Source organism: Tunicatimonas sp., from assembly GCF_049647865.1.
In the GTDB taxonomy this organism is placed as follows: domain Bacteria; phylum Bacteroidota; class Bacteroidia; order Cytophagales; family Cyclobacteriaceae; genus Tunicatimonas.
Window position 1 is genome coordinate 1 of sequence record NZ_JBARYM010000361.1, and the last position, 2,104, is coordinate 2,104.

Below are 2,104 nucleotides of genomic sequence, written 5' to 3' on the forward strand. Positions count from 1 at the left end.
GCTCAGTACAGATTCATTTCCACACTCATCAAGATAGCTTACCTGATAGCAATATTCTTGGTCAATTTCTACGTTGGGGTCTTCGTAAGGCAACGTTAGTGCATTGGGTACGATAGAATCATAGCGAACCGTTGCGGTTCCTGCTTGCGTACGGTAAATATAGTACTGCTGCGCATCAGCCACTTCTGGCCACATTAGTGTAATTGATACGTCCTGTAATCCTGCGGTAAGACTGGAAACTGCTTCCGGTACGGTAGTGCTAATGGCTGTGAGAGGAATAGCCTCCGAACGACTTGTTCCCACTCCATCGTTGGCAACTATCTGATAAAGATAAGGTTGTTGGCAAACTACGTCAGCATCCTCATAATTGGTAGGAACAGAGGTAATCAAAAGTTCTCCATCCCGAAAGATCGGATACTGATTAAACAGACCTAACTCAGTTTGCCAGCTTAAGTTATTCTGCAAATCCTCGGCAGTAGCTTGCAAAGCAATAGTGCAAAGTTCGTTAGAAGGAACACTATTCGTCGGCTCACAAGGGTCTACGGCCACCACTGACATGCAGTAGTAATTCTCGCGCGTGTTCCAATCATCTTGCTCAATAACTATTTCGGTAGAGCTAGAAGGTAACGGATAGTTGGTAATAGTGGTACCATCTTCTTCCGTCACCCGAAGTTGATAACTGACATCTGCACTGGGCAAACTGTAGATTACGCGAATGCTGGTTTCATCTAGAACTTCTACTTCGGGCAGTGTTGCTGCTGGAAAAGTACCTCCAGCAAACGTGTTGAAAGTAGCCGTACTGCCGGCACAACCCGAATTATCAGGAACATTAAATAAGCCTTGTATACCAACGGTGTACTCACCAGCAACAGCATATTGATGAATGAAAGAAGGTTGGTCTGTACTTACTATTTCCAACGGGGTGCCATCCCCAAAATCAATTTCTAACAGATCATAATAATCATCTTGGATATCTACAAAAACTCGGTTTTCGGTGCAATTAAGTAGTTGAAACTGCGGGGTGCGCGGTTCTAGCACTTCAATACGAACGCTATCAATTTGTGAGCCTAGTACTTGAATTATTAGATACGAGCCAGGAATAGCGTAGGTAGTATCGGTATCGGTGGTGGGATTAACTGGAATTCTATCTCCCGGACTGTAGTCGAAGTTATACACTCGTGGTCCACCTACTAAAGGATCACTCAAATCGGTAAATGTTACCGTCAGGGGCGCACACCCTCTTATTTTATCTACCGCAAAATTACCGGCTGGTCCACTCTCGGTAACTTGGGCGTTAGCTATGTTGATAACTCCCCAAAGTAGTAGAAATATATAGAATCTGATGGCTAGCAAACCGGAAGTGTTTAGAATAGTAACTACTAACTGGGGTCTCTTATTGCCTAACGATTGGCTCGGAGTTGCTTAATGATTGCTTCTAACGCTAAAGACTGTTGCTCACCACTCTTGAGATTTTTTAAACTATACTGCCCGCTCGCTATCTCATCGGTACCAATGACCAAAGCGTAGGGAATATTTTTTTTATCAGCGTAACTAAATTGTTTCTTCAGTTTCACCGCATCAGGATACATTTCGGCCCGAATGCTCTGGTTACGCAATTGAGATAGAATTGGAATCACCTGAGGCTGTAACTCTTTATCAAAGTTGATCAGCAAAACCTGGGTACCAATTGAGCTTTCTTCCGGGAATAGGTTTAGGTCTTCCATTACATCGTAAATGCGGTCGACTCCGAAAGAAATACCGACGCCCGATACGTCGGGTAAACCAAACACTCCGGTCAGATTATCGTAACGTCCACCGCCGCTAATGCTACTGGTGATTGTAGTATCTTGCGCCTTTACTTCAAAGATAGTTCCGGTGTAGTACGATAAGCCCCGGGCCAGGGTTAGATCAAACCGAACGTGGTCTAGTGAAGAACCCAGTGATTGAGCCATCTTTAACACTTCTTTCAATTCGGCTATTCCTTGCTGCCCCACCTCCGACGAATCCACTATTGCTGAGGTAGCACTGAGCATCTCTTGGGTACTTCCCTGCAGACTAAATACCGGAGATAGCTTTTGGATGGCTTCGTCCGAAAATCCGCGCT

The 2,104-nt window shown here is 44.8% G+C and carries 2 protein-coding genes; both read right to left on the reverse strand.

The annotated features are described in order from the left end of the window. The coding region (locus WBA23_RS10690; protein WP_424582268.1) for a hypothetical protein at nt 1–1,353 on the reverse strand (1,353 nt) is incomplete at its 3' end. A gap of 47 nt (nt 1,354–1,400) precedes the next feature. Continuing rightward, a partial coding sequence (locus tag WBA23_RS10695; RefSeq protein ID WP_424582269.1) for a His/Gly/Thr/Pro-type tRNA ligase C-terminal domain-containing protein occupies nt 1,401–2,104 on the reverse strand: 704 nt, incomplete at its 5' end.